We start from the raw sequence: 16,425 nt of genomic DNA on the forward strand, positions 1-16,425 counted from the left end.
ACCCTTAGACATTAGCCGTTCACGATCCGATCGCCTCGTTGGCGCGACCGTTAGTGGGCAAGTTCTCGGACAGACCGACCGCCCTCGGCCACGAGTCGATCCGCCCGATCTCGGCGACCTCACCGTCCCCGACCTCCAGTTCGTGGAGCTTCCGAGCGGTCACGATGACCCGCGACTCCATGGAGGCGGCCGTCAGATTGAACGAGTCGACGGCCTTGCCCAGCTGGGAACCGAGCCGGTCCAGGTGGCTGCCGACCACCCCGAGCCGGGTGTACAGCTCGCGGCCGAGGCGGTGGATGGTCGCGGCCTCGCGGGAGAGCGTTTCCTGCCGCCAGGTGTGTGCGATGGTGCGCAGCAGCGCGACGAGGGTGGTCGGGGTCGCGAGGATCACGTTCTTCGCGAAGGCGTGCTCGAGCAGCTCGGCGTCGGCGGTGAGCGCGGCGTCGAGGAACGCGTCACCGGGGACGAACAGCACCACGAACTCCGGGCTCGGATCGAACGAGGCCCAGTAGGCCTTGGCCGAGAGCTGGTCGACATGCGTGCGCAGCTGTCGGGCGTGCCGGGTCAGGTGACCGTCCCTGGTACGGGGATCCTCTTCCTGCGCGGCGTCCAGGTACGCGACGAGGGGAACCTTGGCGTCGACCACGATCTGCTTGCCGCCTGCCAGCCGGACCAGCAGGTCCGGCCGGACGCCCTCGCCACTGACCTGGGTGTCGAAGTCGCAGTGCTTGACCATCCCCGCCAGCTCGACCACCCGCTCGAGCTGGATCTCGCCCCAGCGGCCACGGATCTGCGGGGCGCGCAGCGCGGTGACGAGCTGGCCGGTCTGGGTGGTGAGCAGCTGGGAGGCGCGATGCATGCCCGCGACCTGCTCGGACAGCCCGGCATACGCGTGCACCCGGCTGCGTTCGACCTGCTGGACCTGGTGCGCGAGCGCGTCGACCGCATCGTGCAGCGGGCCGACCAGGTGGGAGACCTGTTCGCCGACCGCGCCCGACGTGCGGCGGGCCGAGTCCTCGTTCACCGCGGCGAGGGACTGTCGCAGCGTCTTCTCGTTCTCCCGCAGCGCCGCGAGCTGGGCCTCCGCTCGCGCCGCGTGCTGGCCGGACCGGGAGGCATGCCAGAGCCAGCCGACGGCGATGCCGAGGCCGAGCGCGACGAGCAGTCCGAGTGCGGTGACGGGGTCCATGGGGCAGATGGTGCACGATGGCACCGACAAGCTCCCGCGCGGAGCGCGGCTCGTGCCCGTGCCCGGCGCGCGTCATCGATCGTGTCGGCGCCGTGATCTACGGTCGGCGCATGCGAATCCTGCACACCTCCGATTGGCACATCGGGCGCACCTTCCACGGCGTGGACCTGCTCGCCGATCAGGCGAGCGCGCTCGAGGCCATCGCGGCCCTCGTCGCGGAGAACGAGGTGGACGTGGTCGTCGTCCCCGGCGACGTGTACGACCGCGCGATTCCCAGTGCGGACGCGGTGACGGTGTGCAACAACGGTTTCGAGGCGATCCGCGCGGCGGGAGCGGTGATCATCGCCACCTCCGGCAATCACGACTCCCCGGCGCGGCTCGGCGCGGGCTCGGCCTTCTCGGCCGCGGGCGGACTGCACCTGATGACGCGGGTCTCCGAGGTGGATCGCCCGGTCCTGCTCGGGGACGAGCACGGCGAGGTCGCCTTCTACGGCCTGCCCTACCTCGAACCCGAGACCACAAGGGCGGAGCTCGGCGTGCCGACCGCGCGTTCACACGCCGAGATCCTGGACGCGGCGATGGCGCGCGTCCGTGCAGACCTCGGGGCCCGTGCCGTCGACGGCACCCGGCCGCGTGCGGTGCTGCTCGCGCACGCCTTCGTCGTCGGGGCAGAGGCGACCGGCTCGGAACGGTCCATCTCGGTCGGCGGGGTCGAGACCGTATCGGCCTCCGCGTTCGACGGCGTCGACTATGTCGCGCTCGGGCACCTGCACTCGCCGCAGACCCTCACCGACCGGGTGCGCTACTCCGGATCGCCGCTGCCGTACTCGTTCGGCGAGCGGACCCACCGCAAGGCGGTCTGGATCGCCGACCTGGACGCCGCGGGCCTCGCGGAGGTGCGCTGCGTCGACCTGCCGGTGGTGCGCGGACTGAGCCAGCTGACCGGAACCGTGGACGAGCTGCTCGAGGACGAGCGGTTCACCGCGGACGAGGGCAACTACGTCTCGGCGATCCTCACCGATCCGGTCCGGCCGCAGGACGCGATGCGCACGCTGCAGACCAGGTTCCCGCACATGGTGCACCTCGAATGGCAGCGACCCGAGGGCAGCGCGGACCTGCACTATGGGGAGCGCGTTCGCGGGCGCAGCGATCTGCAGATCGCCACCAGCTTCCTCACCGACATGCGCGGCGAGCCGACGGCGAGCGAGCTGCGCCTGGTCGAGCGCGCGCTGAGCGCCGCGGTCCGCGAGAACGAGCTCGGCGAACCGGCGGCCCTGGAAGAGATCGCGTGAGACTTCACAGCCTGGAGGTCTCGGCGTTCGGGCCCTTCGGCGACACCGCGACGGTGGACTTCGACGCCCTCGGTGCGGACGGCCTGTTCCTGCTGCACGGCCAGACCGGTGCGGGCAAGACCACGATCCTCGACGCCGTGGCGTTCGCGCTGTACGGCACGGTCCCGGGGGCCAGGCAGCAGGGCAAGCGGCTGCTCTCGGACCACGCCCGCGCGGGTTCGGTGCCGAAGGTGGTGCTGGAGGCGACCATCGGCGGCCGCCGGCTCCGCCTGACCCGCAGTCCCGAGTACGAACGGGCCAAGCTCCGTGGCACCGGCACCACCAAGGAGAACGCCAAGGCGACGCTCACCTGGCTGGACGGGCAGGGCCAGAACCTGACCCGCCTCGACGAGATCGGCGAGGAGATCGGTCGGCTGCTCGGCATGAGCGCGGACCAGTTCTTCCAGGTCGTGCTGCTCCCGCAGGGGGAGTTCGCGCGATTCCTGCGCGCGGACACCGACGAGCGGGGCGACCTGCTGGAGCGGCTGTTCGACACCACCAGGTTCGGCACCGTCGAGGACTGGTTCGCCGAACGCAGGCGTGAGAGCGCCGCGACGCTGGAGTCCGGACGCAAGTCCGTTGACCTGATGCTCGCCCGCGTCTCCACGGCGGCGGGCATCGAGGCGGGCGCCGACGCCGATCCGCTGACGTGGGCGCACAAGCTGCGGGCTGATGCGGAAGAGGCCAGGGACACCGCCACCGCGGAACTCGTCACGGCGAGGGCGGCCGCGACCCGGACCACCGCCGCGCTCACCGAGGCGACGCGGATCCGGGGTCTGCAGCAGCGAGCCGCCAGGGCCGAGGCCGAGCTGCGCACGCACGCCGAGGGCGCGGACGAGAGGGCCGCGCAGACCGAGGAACTCGCAAGGGCGGTGCGGGCCGCGCCCATCGCCGAGCTTCGTGCGGATGCCACCTCGGCGGCGGAAACCGCTGCGCGGGAATCGAAGCTGATGGACACCCTGGCCGAGGGCGTAGGCGCGCTCGACGAGGGCAGGGCGCTGCTGGCGCGGCTGTCCTGGCCCGAGGCCGCCGAGGATCGCGGCGTCATCGCCGCGACGATCCGAGGTTGGACCGACGAGGTAGCGCGGCTCGACGACCTGATCGCCGAGTCGCTGGTCGCCGACGCGCTGCAGGAGACCGTGGACCGGCACGGCGAGCGTCGCCGCGAGCTCGCTTCCGCCGCAGAGGAACTCGAGCTCCGCCGGACGGCGCTGCCCGAGCAGCTGCGCGCCGCCGAGGACGACCTCGCCGCCGCACGGCAGGCCGTCGCGGCACTGCCCGCGCTCGACGAGGCACGGGGCAGGGCGGCCGACACGCAGGGCGCCGCCGTCGCCCTCGCGCAGCAGCGACTGCTCCGGGCGGACGCCGCGGACCGGCTGTCGGCGGCGCGGAGCCGACACCAGGACGCGCGCGGCCAGCTGCTCGACCTCCGCGAACGCCGGCTCGCGGGCATGGCGGCAGAGCTCGCGGCCGGGCTCGCCGACGGCGAGCCGTGCGTGGTGTGCGGCTCGGCGCTGCACCCGAACCCGGCCGAGCCGTCGGAGGCCGTCGTGACCAGGGCCGACGAGGACGCCGCCCGAGTGGCGGAGCACCGACTCGGGCAGGAGGTCGATGCCGCGGCCGAGCGCCTCGCGAAGGTCGATCAGGCCATCGAGGTACTGCTCGAGCGGGGCGGTGACCGTGATCCAGACCGGCTCGCGGCGGAGCTGTCAGCCGCCACCGAGGCGCACGCGGACGCGCATACGTTGGCAGCGCGCGAGCCCGCGCTCGCCGATCGCCTGTCCGGTCTGCGCGCCGAACAGGAAGGCCTGCAGGAACGTTCACGCGTCGCCACCGCCGAACTCGCGACCCTCGACGAGCGGATCGCGGGGACGGTGCACCAGCTGGAGACCATCCGGAAGCGGATCGCTGAGGCCTCCGGCGTGGACGAGAGCCCGCAGGCGCGTCGCGACCGGCTCGATGCGCTCGCGGCAGCGGTGTCGCGACTGCGAGACCTGCGTGTGCAGGTCACCGTCGCGCAGGAGACCGCGGAGGCATTGTCCACGAAGGTCGTCCGGTCCGCGATCGAGGCCGGGTTCGACTCGGTGGACGAGGCGGTCGCGGCCACAAGGGACGAGCGTCGGGTGGCGGCTGTGGAGGCCGCGCTCGCGCAGGCACGGGACCAGCGGGTGCGGGCCGAATCGGTCCTGGCGGAGGCGGAGGTTGCCGCCGTCGCCGGGATGGACGCCGTCGACCCGTCGGTCGCCGAGGCCGAGGTCGAGAGCGCGAACGCGGTGGTGAACTCGACCATTGCCGTCGCGTCGGAGGCCGACCGCAGGCTGGCGGACCTCGAACGGCTGGTCGCCCAGCTGGCGAAGGAGGTCGGGGCGCTGGCCCCGATGCAGCAGCGCCACGCGGAACTGGCTGGCCTGGCTGAGGTGATCGCCGGGCGCGGACAGAATGCCCGCAAGATGTCGCTGCGGTCCTATGTGCTCGCCGCCAGGCTCGAGGAGGTCGCGATCGCCGCCTCCACCAGGCTGCGCCGAATGTCCGGTGGCCGATACGAGTTCGTGCACACGGACGGCGCCGGGCCACGCGGCAAGCGCGGCGGGCTCGGCCTGGACATCCGCGACGACTACACCGGGGTGGTGCGCTCGGCGAAGACCCTCTCGGGCGGGGAGTCGTTCCTGGCGTCGTTGTCGCTCGCGCTTGGCCTCGCCGACGTCGTCGCCGCGGAGTCGGGCGGGCTGGTGCTCGACACCATGTTCATCGACGAGGGGTTCGGCACCCTCGACGCGGAGACCCTGGAGTCGGTGATGGGCGTCCTCGACGAGCTCCGCGCGGGCGGCCGGGTGGTCGGCATCGTCAGCCACGTCGACGAGATGCGCCAGCGGATCCCCAGCCGGCTGCACGTGATCCGCGGTCGGGCCGGGTCGAGCGTTGAGGTCGTCGCGGGCTGATCCGGCCTTGACCTCAAGTGTGGTTGAGATCTTAGCGTCGTCGAGGACGAGAGGAGTTCGACGATGACAACACTGGTCACGGGCGCCACCGGAAACACCGGCCGCCATGTGGTGGCAGAGCTGGTGCGCCGCGGCGAGCATGTCCGGGCGCTGACCCGCGATCCCGCTGCGGCCGGGGCGGTGCTGCCGCCGGGTGTGGAGTTGGCGGCAGGCACGCACACCGCGCCGGAGGCGTTGGGCGCCGCGCTCGAGGGCGTCACTCGACTGCACATCACCGTGACCGCAGGGCTCGCCGACGTCGGTCCCGAGCTGGTGCCGCGCGCGGTCGGCGCGGGCGTTCGGCGAATCACCGTGCTGTGGGGCGGGGGAGTCGGGCCGGTGGAGCAGGCCGTTGCGGATTCGGGCGTGGAGTGGACACGGCTGGAACCACAGGAGTTCATGTCCAACACGCTGACCTGGGCCGAGTCGATCAGGGCCGAGGGTGCCGTGCGCGAACCGTACGATTTCCCCAGCGCGCTGGTGCACGAGGCCGACATCGGGGCCGTCGCAGCGGCCGCACTGCTCGAGGACGGCCACGCGGGACGGGCCTACAACCTCACCGGGCCCGAGGCGCTGACACCGCGGGAGCGAATCGCGATCCTGTCGCGGGCAATCGGTCGCGACATCGCGTTCGTCCCGATCGCCCACGAGCAGGCAGTCGACCGGCTGGTCGCCACCGGAGTTCCGCGGGCGGACGCCGAGTACGTCATCGGCTGGTACGCCACCCCCACCGACGACTCCACGACCGTCGTCGACACCGTCGAGCGGGTGACCGGCCGTCCCGCACGGACTTTCGCCCAGTGGACGGCCGACCACACGGATCGCTTCCACGGGTCCTCGGTACCCGGGCGCGTGACCGCGACCTAGGCGGCCGACGGCAGGGCGGCGGTCAGGCGGAGCCGGCCTCCGCCTCGGCCGTCGCCAGCCCGGCCGAACCGGGTTCGTCGTCGTTCTCGTTCGTGACGGCGGGCCCGGGCTCGGTGCCGGCGCCCTCCTCGAGCTTGAGGTCCACCTGCTCGCCGATGTACCGGATCACCACCGCGGCCACCGCGGCCACCGGGACCGCGAGGAACGCGCCGATGATGCCGAACAGCGAGCCGCCGACGGTCACGGCCAGCAGCACGATCACCGCGTGCAGCTTCATCGTGCGGCTCTGCAGCACCGGCTGGAGCACATTCCCCTCGAGCTGCTGCACCGCGATGACGATGATCAGGATGATCAGGGCGGTGGTCCAGCCCTTCGCGACCAGTGCAACGAGTACCGCGAGGGCACCGGCGACGAACGCGCCGACGATCGGGATGAAACCGCCGATGAAGGTGAGCACGGCGAGCACCGGGGCCAGTGGCACCCCGAGCACCACCAGGCCGAGGCCGATGAAGAACGCGTCGACGAAGCTGACCAGCGCCTGGGTCCGGATGAATCCGCCGAGGGTGTCCCAGATCCGGATGGACACCGCCTCGAAGTGGCGCCCGGCGCGGCCGCCGGTCACGCCGTGCAGCCACGGGAGGAACCGGGGACCGTCCTTGATGAAGAAGAACGAGAGCACCAGGACCAGCACCAGCGTCACGAGTGCCGAGCCCGCGGCGCTGACCCCGCTGAAGACGCCGCTGGCGATGGCCTGCGCGCTGGCCTGCAGCTTGTGGATGACCGCCTGGACGGCGGAGTCGATCTGGTCGTCCTGCAGGTTGATGGGCGGGCCCTTGATCCAGTCCTGTACCTGGGTGATGCCCTGGCTGGCCTTGTTCGCCAGTTCCGGTGACTGGTCGACGACCGACGGCACGATGAGCGCCACGATGCCCGCCAGGACCGCAAGGAAGGCGGCGATGGTGATACCGGCCGCGGCGGCCTGCGGCACGCCACGAGCGGCCATCGCCCGAGTCGGCGGCCACAGCACGGTGGAGACCACGATGGCCAGCAGCACGGGGAGCACCCCCACCCAGAGGTAGCCGAGGATGTTCCACACCACCCAGCCCCCGGCGGCGATGAGCACGAGGCACAGGGCCCACTTGGCGAGCCACATCCCGCCGAGGCCGAGTATCTGGCCGCGGTCTCGGAATCGCCGGGTCCCGCTCGTCGAGGTGCTGGGCTGATCGCTCACGATGGTCCTTCCTGGTGGCATCGAAGGACGAATCTACCGTCAGCGCTCCTCGTGGCCGAGTAGCCAGCGTTTGGCGGGCAGTCCCCAGCGGAACCCCCCGAGCGATCCGTCGGTCCGCAGCACTCGGTGGCAGGGCACGAACAGCGCGGCCGCATTGCGGGCGCAGGCCGACGCCGCGCCGCGCACCGCGGCGGGGCGTCCCGCGCGGCCGGCGAACTCGGTGTAGGTGATCGGGTCCCCGGCGGGCACGGTGCGCAGCACATCCCAGGCATGTACCAGGAATTCGCCCGACTGCTGCCGGACGGCGATCGAATCGATGCCGGTCAGGTCGCCGCGGTGGTAGTCGGCGACGGCGCGGGTGACGGCGCCGAGGTCGCAGAGCCGGGTGAGTCCGGTTGGGCGCAGGCTCGGGTGGATCAGCGCCCGCAGCTCCTCGGGGTCGTCCGTCCATCCCGACGCCAGGACGGCGCCGTCGCCGTCGACGAGGGCGGTGAACGGGCCGATCGGGGTCGTGACGGTGGCGTGCTGGGCGATCATTTCTTGTCCTCCGTATCGGGGGTCGATGTGGGATTGAGTGCACCGCGTGCGGCAAGTGCGCTGCGCCACAAGTGCATTGATGCGTACGAGCGCCAGGGTGTCCAGCGCGAGGAGTCGGCCAGGTCGGCGCCCATCGCCTGCGCGCCCTGGCGGACGACCAGGTCCGTGTCGAGCAGCACGTCGGGGTCCGCGAGGGTGCGCATCACCACGTAGTCGGCCGTCCATGGTCCGATGCCCTTGTACGACAACAGATCCGCGCGCAGATCCTCCGCGGTCCGGCCGGCGTGCAGGGTCAGGGCGCCGGTGGCGAGTGCCTCGGCGACCCCGATGACGGCGTCGATTCGCCGGGCGGGCCCGGTGAGCACCTCGCGGCCGCGTGCGGCGATGGTGTCGGTGCCGGGGAAGCTGTGGGTCAGGTACGGGTCGGCGACCGGGGCGCCGAGCGCGGCCACCAGCCGGGCGGTCTGGGTGGACGCCGCGGCCAGCGAGATCTGTTGCCCGATCATCGTGCGCAGCAGGAGTTCGTCCGCGTCGATGCTGCCGGGCACCCGGATGCCAGGGGTCGCCCGTACGCCCGTAGCCAGCGCGGGATCGGCGGCGAGGGCGCCGTCCACCGCCTCGGGGTCCGCGTCCAGGTCCAGGAGATGCCGGAGCCGGGCGACGGCGGGCGCGAGGTCGCGCATGTCGCGCAGCGTGAGCTCGGCCCGCACGTAGTCGGGCAGGACGCGCAGCGCGACCACCCCGCAGCCGCGGGGGAGCCTGAGCGTTCGGCGGTACTCGCCGTCCGACCAGCGCTCCATGCCCGCGACGGCGTGCCCGGACAGGAACCAGTTCAGCCAGCCCGCGTCGAGGGGTTTCCGGAAGGGCAGCCGCAGCGACACCGTGCCCTTGGCTGGCGGGGCGTCGGCGCGTTTGGCGGCCTCGGTGCGCATCGTCGAGGGGGTCACCGCGAACACCTCGCGGACCGTGTCGTTGAACTGCCGGATGCTCGAGAATCCGGCGGCGAAGGCGATGTCCGACATCGACATCGCCGTGGTCTGGATCAGCAGCCGGGCCGTGTGCGCGCGATGCGCCCTGGCGAGGGCGAGCGGTCCGGCGCCGAGCTCCGCCGTCAGCGCCCTGGTGAGGTGCCGCGACGAGTACCCGAGCGAGGCGGAAAGCGATTCCACCCCGCCGCGTTCGACGGCCCCGTCGGAGATCAGCCGCATGGCGCGGGCGGCGAGATCCGAGCGCACGTTCCACAGCGGTGAGCCGGGGGCGGCGTCGGGCAGGCACCGCCTGCAGGCGCGGTACCCGGCCTGCTGGGCGGCCGCCGCGGTCGGCAGGAAGCTGACGTTGCCCGGCTTCGGCGTGATCGCCGGGCACGAGGGCCTGCAGTAGATGCCCGTGGTCCGCACCGCGGTGATGAACTGCCCGTCGAAGCGGGCGTCGCGGGAGGACACGGCGCGGTAGCAGCGGTCGAAGTCGAGATGCGGTGCGGTCACAGTCACCACTGTGGCAGCGCGCGCGCGGCCGCGCTAGCGGGAATCGGACATCACCGTGGGGACGTCGAGTGTGCACCTGCCGTCGCATCGCCCGAGGGCAAGCGACAGCAGATGCACACTCGACGGTCAGGCGCCGGTGCGGACCTCGTAGTCCCCGGTGGCGCACCCGGTCATCAGCGAGCCCTCGCCGAGCGGGGTGAACGTGATGTCCTCGATCCCGACGGTGTCGACGGCCGCGGCGCCCGCATCGACGCGGCGCGGGAACCAGACCTCGAGCCGGCAGCCGCCGTCGCCCGCCGTGCCGGTGAGCTCCAGCCGGTCACCCTCGGCCGCCAGGTGCGTGATCCGCCCCGGCGCGTACCTCGGGTAGGCGCGGGTGAGCTGGGCCAGCAGGGCCGTGTTGCGCGGGGCGTCCTCCCCGGTGCTGCACAGCACCGGCATCAGTCCGTTGCCGAGTTCCTGGATGCCGTTCTGCGGGTCCCCGCAGGCCTGCTTCCACACCCAGTAGGCGCCGCCCATGACGTGTTCGTCCTCTTCCTTCGCGTAGCGGGCGGCCTTCTCGGCGACGCCGTCGCCCCAGTAACCCCACTCGCCGCTCCACACCGGGATGCCGCCGTACTTCTGTGCCACCCGCTCGGCGAGGGTGAAGCCCCGCTCGATGCTGACGATCGTCGGCAGGCCGAGCGAGGCGTCCATGGTGATGGACTCGGCGTACAGGTGCGGGGCGAAGACGATGTTGGTGTCGTCGGTGAAGCCGGCTGGGGGGCCGCTGTCGAAGCCGAGGCCGGACCACAGGATGCTCGGTTCGAAGAACACGATCTGCTCAGCGCTCGCGGCGCGGATGGCGTCGATGGTCCGGTCGTAGAAGCGGCCGAGCAGCAGCGACGAGGTGAGCGGCGCGGACTCGCCGAAGTTCGGCTCGTTCAGCAGGTCGTAGCCGGCGACGGCGGGCTCGTCCTTGAACTCGCCCGCGAGCATCGCCCAAGCCTGGACCAGGTTCTCCTGCACGCCGTCGGTGTCGTAGAAGAAGTTGTTGAACGCGCGGCCGCCCGCGGGCGAGATGTCGCGGCCGGTGAACTGGCAGCGCGGTGCGCCGTCGGTGATCGTGGCCCACTCGGGCGCGCCGTCGTAGCCCCACATGGGCGAGGTGCCCGGCCTGCAGCTGACGTCGTCGGGGGACGGGGCGTTCGACCAGCCGTCCTGGTGCATGTCGAGCACGGTGTAGAGGCCGTGCGCCTTGGCCTGCGCGACGGCGACCCGGATCTGGTCGACATAGGCCTCGTCGTAGCGGCCGCGTTCCGGCTCGAGGGCCGACCAGGACAGCGCGAGCCGGACCACGTTGAACCCGTGGTCGGCGATGCCCGCGAAGTCCGCCTCGGTCAGCGGCAGGGTCGAGGGGACCTCGGGTCGCGGCGCGTAGAAGTCGACGAGCTGGTTGACGTTGACGCCGCGCAGCAGGACCTCGCGGCCCGCCGTGTCGGCGATGACCTCACCCGAGACGCGAAGGGGCAGCAGGGTTCCCGCCTCGGCGGCTTCGAGGGGCGCGGGCGATGCGGGCTGCGCGTCGGGGCGGACCAGGAACGGGACGGTCACCGCGACGACGGCCAATCCCACTGCGCCCGCCCGCAGGGCGGGGCGGGGGATCGGTGACGGCTGGGTGGCCTGCCGCCGCGACCAGACGGCCGCGAGTCCGACGATCCATCCCGTGCAGGCGCCGTAGGCGACGCCGTCCGCGAGCCGGATGTACCCGGCCATGAGCGGCCAGAGGTCACCCGCGAAACCGTCGTCGGAGAATATTCCGACGATCGACGCGGCGAGCGCGAGCAGGGCGCCCGCGCCCATCGCCGCGAACCAGCCGGCGAGGAAGGTGGCTGCGGTCCCACCCGCCACCCGGCGACCGAGCACCCGCTGGCAGCCGATGGCGCCGAGGACGAGCACGGCGATCCCGCCGACGGTGGCGAGCACCCCGTTGAGCACGTTGGGCGCGGGCATCCACCGGTCGTAGGGGGCGCCCGCCCACCACTGTCCCGCCAGGAGCGGGGCGACGGCGCCGAAGAGCAGTGCGCCGGCCCACACCGACGGCGCCTCGTCCGGTGCGTCCACGATGTCGCGGCGGCGGCCCGCGAACGCGACGACGCCCGCGACGATCAGTCCCGCCGGAATCGCCTTGGCGAGGGCGAATCCGCTGCCCCACGCCGCGGTCCCGAGGTCGCCGACCGCCACCAGGGACATCGCGAACTTCGCCAGCAGCACCGCGAGCACGACGGAAGCGGTGGTCGCCGCGAACAGTCGGCGGGAGCCGGCGATCGACCGCACCGCCCACCACGTGACGCCGAGCAGCACCGGCAGGTAGACGGCGAACGGGGCGATCTGCCACGGCGCCCGGATCGGCCACAGGTCGGCGCCGGTCCAGCCGAGCAGGCTCAGCAGGCCGCTCGGATCCGCGGCCGCCTGGACGATGACCAGCAGGCCGAGGGCGAGGGTCGCGATCCAGGCAAGGCGATTCGAAGGCATCCGACACATTCCGTTCACTGAGGGAGACCCTCGGATCCTAGGTGTCGCCGCCTCCGCTCGCGCCCGGAACTGGACGATTGTCCGAATCGCGGGACCGGCGGCCGCCGAGCGTGCACCTGCGGTCGCGTCGGCCCAGGACGGACGCCAACAACTGCACGCTCGGCGTCAGCAGCAGCGGGCGCCGGGGTTGCGGTCGGAGTCCGCGAACCGGCCGCGCCAGTACTCGCGTTCGGTCGGCACGGGGGTGCCGGGATGTGCGAGCCGGTGGTGCGCGGCGAACCGTTCGTAGTCGTGATCACCCATCACCGAGGTGATCCACCACCGGGCCCCGCGCAGTGCGCGGACGAGTCGATCCATCAATGACCCCCGACCGTGTGCGCCGCGCCAGGGGCGCGGACCTTGCCCTCGGCGATCAGCTGGTCCCACTCGTGCTGCACGGCGCGCTCGGCTGCGGTCGGGATGAACCCGGCCGGGCCGAACAGCTTCGACGGCACCGGCGGTACCTCGGTGTCGGGCAGCCCGCCCGCCCGGTAGGCCTTGATGCACACATACAGCCCGACCGCCGCCACGATCAGCACCAGCACCGCGAACACGATCGAGAGGGTGCCCTGGATGAAGGTGTTGCGTATGACCGCATCCATCGCCTCCGGCGTCTTCGCGGTCCCGAACGACGTCTTGCCCGCGTCCTTCGCGTCCTGGAAGGCATTGTGCTGCGCCCAGTATCCGATCGCGGGGATGTCGGAGAAGATCTTCTGCCATGAGGCCGTCATGGTGACGGTCAGATCCCACAGCAGCGGCAGCGCCGGGATCCACGCCCACTTGAACAGTCCCTTCTTCATGACCACGACCAGCACCACGGTCAGCGCGATCGCGGCGAGCAGCTGGTTGGCGATGCCGAAAAGCGGGAACAGCGTGTTGATTCCGCCGAGCGGGTCGGTGACACCCATCAGCAGCACGCCGCCCCACAGGCCGACCACTGCCAGCGAGCAGAGCCAGGCGCCGGGCCGCCACGACGGGTCCTTGAACTTGCGGGCGGCGCCGCCGAAGTTGCCGAGCGAGTCCGAGAGCATGAACCGGGCGACGCGGGTGCCCGCGTCGACCGTGGTGAGGATGAACAGCGCCTCGAACATGATCGCGAAGTGGTACCAGAACGACTTGAGGCTCTCGCCGCCGATGAACTGGTGCATCACCTCCGACATGCCGAAGGCCAGCGTCGGGGCGCCGCCGGTGCGCGAGACGATCGACTCCTCGCCGACCGCCTCGGCGGCCTGGTTCAGCTGCTCGGTCGTGATGTCGGCGCCGGGCAGGCCGAGTCCGTTGAGGTACTCCGGTGCGCTCTCCGCGGTACCGCCGGTCAGCGCGGCGGGCGCGTTGAGTGCGAAATACAGGTGCTGATCGAGGATGCATGCGGTGATCAGCGCCATGATCGCGACGAACGACTCGGTGAGCATGCCGCCGTAGCCGATCATCCGGGTCTGCCGCTCCTTCTCCAGCAACTTCGGGGTGGTACCTGAGGCGATGAGGGCGTGGAAACCGGACAGCGCACCGCAGGCGATGGTGATGAACAGGAACGGGAACAGCGCACCCGCGAACGCCGGGCCCTCGCCGTTCTTCGCGAACTCGGTCATGGCAGGCATCTGGATCGCCGGCTGGGCCACCAGGATCCCGGCCGCGAGGAGTGCGATGGTGCCGATCTTCATGAATGTGGACAGGTAGTCGCGCGGCGCGAGCAGCAGCCACACCGGCAGCACCGAGGCGGCGAACCCGTAGGCGATCATCAGCCACGCGAGGGTGACCTTCGAGAGAGTGAACCAGTCGGCGCCCCAACCGGTTTCGGCAACCCAACCACCTGAGACGATCGCGAGCAGGAGCAGTGCGACGCCGATCAGGGAGACCTCGGAGACCTTGCCAGGGCGTAGGAAGCGCAGGTACACGCCCATGAACAACGCGATCGGGATGGTCATCGCGATGGAGAACACGCCCCACGGGCTCTCCGCGAGCGCGTTGACGACCACCAGCGCGAGCACCGCGATGATGATGATCATGATGACGAAGACGCCGATCAGCGCCGCGACGCCGCCGACGACGCCGAGTTCCTCGCGGGCCATCTGACCGAGGCTGCGGCCGCGCCGCTTGGAGGAGATCCACAGCACCAGGAAGTCCTGGACCGCGCCTGCGAACACGACGCCGATGATGATCCACATGGTGCCAGGCAGGTAGCCCATCTGGGCCGCCAGGACGGGGCCGACCAGGGGACCGGCCCCGGCGATGGCGGCGAAGTGGTGTCCGAAGAGCACCCGCCGGTCCGTCGGCATGTAGTCCTTGCCGTTCTCGAGGACCTCTGCCGGGGTGGCGCGGTCGTCGCGCGGCTTGACGATCTTGCTCTCGACGAGCCGGGCGTAGAAGCGGTAGGCGATGAGGTAGGTACAGACCGCGGCGATGACGAACCAGACCGAGCTGATCTGCTCGCCCCGCACGATGGCGATCATCGACCACGCGACCGCGCCGAGCACGCCGATGGCCGCGAAGACGGCCTTCTTCGCGGGCGTGATCGGGGTCTTGTCGATGATGCCGACCGGGGGCAGGTCCGGATCGGTGCGCAGGTACTCGATGTACTGGTCGGAAGGGGGCGTGCCGGGGGTGGTGGCAGTCGCCATGTGTGACCTCCTCATGGGTGCGGGGGTGTGGCGCCCATCACCCTATGTCGCCGAAATGGCACGTGCCGGGGTTGTCGACCAGCGGTCGGCTGGGTGCGGTGAGCGCAGGAACAGGTCCGCCGAAAGCGCCCGAAGCCTCGGGGGACCTGAACTAGTCTCGGAAAACCTTCTTCGCGGTATGTTTCCGACTCCGGGGGGACCATGAGTGCTCGCATCACCCGCGCGCCTGCGCGGTCTTCCGTGCTCCGGAGGTGCCTGCCCGCGCTGGCCGCCGTCGTGCTGGGGCTGGCGGTGGCCGGACCGAGTGCGCCCGCCGCCGCGTCCGAGGTGGACACCTACCTGAACCTGCCACTGGTCAACCGTGACGCCGCGCACGGACCCGGCGGGGTGAACCCGGCGCTGCCGACCGATCGTGGCGTGCTCGCGCGGTTGCTCGACCAGGCCAGGGCGTCCGGCGCGGCACCGACCTCGTACGCGGCGTTGCTGGACCAGTACTGGCTCGCCGATGTCACCGCCGAGGCAGGCATCGACCTGGCCGGGTGGGACCCCCGCACCGGCGTGCAGGCGAACCGGGAGAACCTGATCCGGTCGTACCGGTACTACGAGCACCTGCAGCTCTCCCACCCCGAGTTGCAGTGGGCGGGCATGGCCGGGCAGGTCGGCGCCGACTTCGGCGGCGGGCTCATAGATTTCGAGCTGATCACCGACGTCTACGACCTCCCGCAGCTGCAGCAGACCACGCGTGCCATCGTCGCGACGGCGACCGAGGTGGCGGGACCGCAGATCGTCGACCGGCTCCCGAAGGGGTTGCGCGCGTTGGCTGGTGCCGGGGCCACGGTCACCGGCGACGACTTGCACTACATCCTGGGCATGATCCTGGTGATGCAGAAGAACATCTTCTCCGATCTGATGCCGATGCACCGGGCCTACGTCACCGGGGGACTGCCCGCCCTCGGGGAGATGCGCGCGGCGGGGCTGTTCGGGCAGGACGTGATGGACGCGTGGCGCGACATCGCCTCGGCGGACCCGGACCGGATCGCCCGTGGCAACGTGGCGCTGCTGCGCCGCGAACAGGGCGTGATCATCAGGGATCAGTGGGACGCCGTGCGGGCCTACAAGGGCGACGTCGGCGAAGCCATCACGTATCTGTCCACGGTCGCCGGGTCGCCCTCGGTCGCAGGTGTGCTGCCGCCGCGTTCGTTTGACCCCATCGAGATCGAGGCCACCCTGCCCGACGGCAGGACGGTCACACTGACCACGCCGCTGCCGAGCTGGAACTGGTCCGTCTACGAACAGCGGTGGGACTACATCACCACCCAGTTGCTGCCCAGGTACAAGGCGACGGTCGAATACGACTGGCCGCGACTCGAGGCGGAGCTCCGCACCCCGTACGGGATCCAGATCGAGAGCCATCGGCCGCTGATGAACGTTCCGCAGATCCTACAATCGGCCCTCCAGAACACGAAAGTGACGGTGTCCTGATGTCGACCGATCCGCGCCACCATCGCCCCAGCGCCGGCCGGGCGCGCTCGGGCTTGGCCGCCGCCGCGGCCGTCGGCCTCGCGATCCTGTCGCCGGGTGTCGGTGCGGCACAGGCACCCCCGCCGCCCGTCCCGGTCGACACGCCCGCACTGCAG

At 71.4% G+C, this 16,425-nt stretch carries 11 protein-coding genes; 4 read left to right on the forward strand and 7 right to left on the reverse strand.

Annotation, left to right across the window (positions count from 1 at the left end; all coding sequences use genetic code 11):
* Positions 1 to 19: 19 nt before the first annotated feature.
* On the reverse strand, positions 20 to 1,189 hold the full coding sequence (locus RM1_RS00760; RefSeq protein ID WP_072749550.1) for a DNA recombination protein RmuC: 1,170 nt from the start codon (positions 1,187 to 1,189) through the stop codon (positions 20 to 22).
* A 110-nt stretch (positions 1,190 to 1,299) separates the two neighbouring features.
* Between RM1_RS00760 and RM1_RS00765 the strand changes: the two genes are divergently transcribed.
* The 3 genes from RM1_RS00765 to RM1_RS00775 all read left to right on the forward strand — a co-directional run bounded on the left by RM1_RS00765 (position 1,300) and on the right by RM1_RS00775 (position 6,365).
* Positions 1,300 to 2,481: an exonuclease SbcCD subunit D gene (locus RM1_RS00765; RefSeq protein ID WP_072749672.1), complete on the forward strand. Its 1,182-nt coding sequence runs from the start codon at positions 1,300 to 1,302 to the stop codon at positions 2,479 to 2,481.
* Positions 2,478 to 5,459, forward strand: a complete 2,982-nt coding sequence (locus RM1_RS00770; RefSeq protein WP_072749551.1) for an AAA family ATPase — start codon at positions 2,478 to 2,480, stop codon at positions 5,457 to 5,459. Before RM1_RS00765 ends, RM1_RS00770 begins: the two co-directional genes overlap by 4 nt.
* 63 nt (positions 5,460 to 5,522) lie before the next feature.
* Complete coding sequence (locus RM1_RS00775; protein WP_072749552.1) at positions 5,523 to 6,365, forward strand: NmrA family NAD(P)-binding protein; 843 nt, start codon at positions 5,523 to 5,525, stop codon at positions 6,363 to 6,365.
* A 22-nt stretch (positions 6,366 to 6,387) separates the two neighbouring features.
* Here RM1_RS00775 and RM1_RS00780 read toward each other — a convergent pair whose 3' ends face one another.
* From RM1_RS00780 to RM1_RS00805, 6 genes are all read right to left on the reverse strand, one after another.
* Positions 6,388 to 7,596, reverse strand: coding sequence for an AI-2E family transporter (locus RM1_RS00780; RefSeq protein ID WP_245815911.1), 1,209 nt, complete (start codon positions 7,594 to 7,596; stop codon positions 6,388 to 6,390).
* Between the two features lie 39 nt (positions 7,597 to 7,635).
* Positions 7,636 to 8,130, reverse strand: coding sequence for a methylated-DNA--[protein]-cysteine S-methyltransferase (locus RM1_RS00785; protein ID WP_092667797.1), 495 nt, complete (start codon positions 8,128 to 8,130; stop codon positions 7,636 to 7,638).
* Positions 8,130 to 9,617: a DNA-3-methyladenine glycosylase 2 family protein gene (locus RM1_RS00790; RefSeq protein WP_072749673.1), complete on the reverse strand. Its 1,488-nt coding sequence runs from the start codon at positions 9,615 to 9,617 to the stop codon at positions 8,130 to 8,132. The genes RM1_RS00785 and RM1_RS00790 overlap by 1 nt, the downstream gene beginning before the upstream one ends.
* A gap of 126 nt (positions 9,618 to 9,743) precedes the next feature.
* Entirely contained in the window at positions 9,744 to 12,131 is a 2,388-nt protein-coding gene (locus RM1_RS25840) for a cellulase family glycosylhydrolase (RefSeq protein WP_083576436.1), read from the reverse strand.
* A 165-nt stretch (positions 12,132 to 12,296) separates the two neighbouring features.
* Entirely contained in the window at positions 12,297 to 12,488 is a 192-nt protein-coding gene (locus RM1_RS00800) for a YbdD/YjiX family protein (protein WP_027501014.1), read from the reverse strand.
* Positions 12,488 to 14,788, reverse strand: coding sequence for a carbon starvation CstA family protein (locus RM1_RS00805; protein ID WP_072749555.1), 2,301 nt, complete (start codon positions 14,786 to 14,788; stop codon positions 12,488 to 12,490). The genes RM1_RS00800 and RM1_RS00805 overlap by 1 nt, the downstream gene beginning before the upstream one ends.
* Positions 14,789 to 14,989: 201 nt before the next feature.
* Between RM1_RS00805 and RM1_RS00810 the strand changes: the two genes are divergently transcribed.
* Entirely contained in the window at positions 14,990 to 16,270 is a 1,281-nt protein-coding gene (locus tag RM1_RS00810) for a hypothetical protein (RefSeq protein WP_245815913.1), read from the forward strand.
* The last annotated feature ends 155 nt before the right edge of the window (positions 16,271 to 16,425 follow it).

Source organism: Rhodococcus maanshanensis NBRC 100610, from assembly GCF_001894865.1.
In the GTDB taxonomy this organism is placed as follows: domain Bacteria; phylum Actinomycetota; class Actinomycetes; order Mycobacteriales; family Mycobacteriaceae; genus Rhodococcus_G; species Rhodococcus_G maanshanensis.

Excerpts from the sequence above, each read along its gene's own strand:
- RM1_RS25840 (WP_083576436.1), bottom strand. The coding sequence starts at position 12,131 with ATGCCTTCGAATCGCCTTGCCTGGATCGCGACCCTCGCCCTCGGCCTG.
- RM1_RS00810 (WP_245815913.1), top strand. The coding sequence starts at position 14,990 with ATGAGTGCTCGCATCACCCGCGCGCCTGCGCGGTCTTCCGTGCTCCGG.
- RM1_RS00765 (WP_072749672.1), top strand. The coding sequence starts at position 1,300 with ATGCGAATCCTGCACACCTCCGATTGGCACATCGGGCGCACCTTCCAC.
- RM1_RS00805 (WP_072749555.1), bottom strand. The coding sequence starts at position 14,788 with ATGGCGACTGCCACCACCCCCGGCACGCCCCCTTCCGACCAGTACATC.
- RM1_RS00800 (WP_027501014.1), bottom strand. The coding sequence starts at position 12,488 with ATGGATCGACTCGTCCGCGCACTGCGCGGGGCCCGGTGGTGGATCACC.
- RM1_RS00760 (WP_072749550.1), bottom strand. The coding sequence starts at position 1,189 with ATGGACCCCGTCACCGCACTCGGACTGCTCGTCGCGCTCGGCCTCGGC.
- RM1_RS00775 (WP_072749552.1), top strand. The coding sequence starts at position 5,523 with ATGACAACACTGGTCACGGGCGCCACCGGAAACACCGGCCGCCATGTG.